The 555-nt window shown below is 54.1% G+C and carries 1 protein-coding gene; it reads left to right on the forward strand.

The genetic code is table 11. The features are described 5' to 3' along the window. Window positions 1–555 (forward strand): alpha/beta hydrolase family protein (locus QB898_RS13180; RefSeq protein WP_279525317.1); only part of this gene is annotated, 555 nt, incomplete at both ends.

The following is a 555-nucleotide window of genomic DNA, read 5'->3' on the forward strand; positions in this document are numbered from 1 at the left end:
TTGACGCCATTGTCTGGAAAGGCCGCCAAGGCACGCCCTATGAAGGCAAAGTCTTTCTTTCCACGAGGGGAACAGAACTGAACGGCAAGGATATAGTAGGCGCGGACATCGACTTGGCCTTGAGTTCATCGGCCCGTAGCCAGATCATTGACATGATCAACTGGTGGCTGCGCGAAACCACGCCAGCCACGGAGACGGTCACACAGCTTGTCAATGCCAATGTCAATGTTCCGACTCCGATTGGCGTGCCAATTCCTTTGCCCTGGTCATGGGTCACAACCGGTTCGCCCGCCCAAGGGACGGGCAGACTGACAGGCGTCAATTCAATTTCCATCAATGGTCACAGCCTGGGTGGGCATCTGGCCTCGGCCTTTGCGCGCATTTTTGGCGGCAGTCTCTCCGTTGAACACATCTCCACTTTCAATAGCGCCGGTTTCTTGCGAATCACTGCCGAGCATTTTTCGACAAAATTGACAACCTGCTGGGCAAAGGCCAGCCCATGTCAGCGGTTTCCAGCAGTCAGAGCAACTATTTTGCCGAGAATGGCATTAATTT

Origin of the sequence: Ottowia cancrivicina, from assembly GCF_029813755.1 — a bacterium.
GTDB classification, from domain to species: Bacteria; Pseudomonadota; Gammaproteobacteria; order Burkholderiales; family Burkholderiaceae_C; genus Ottowia; species Ottowia massiliensis.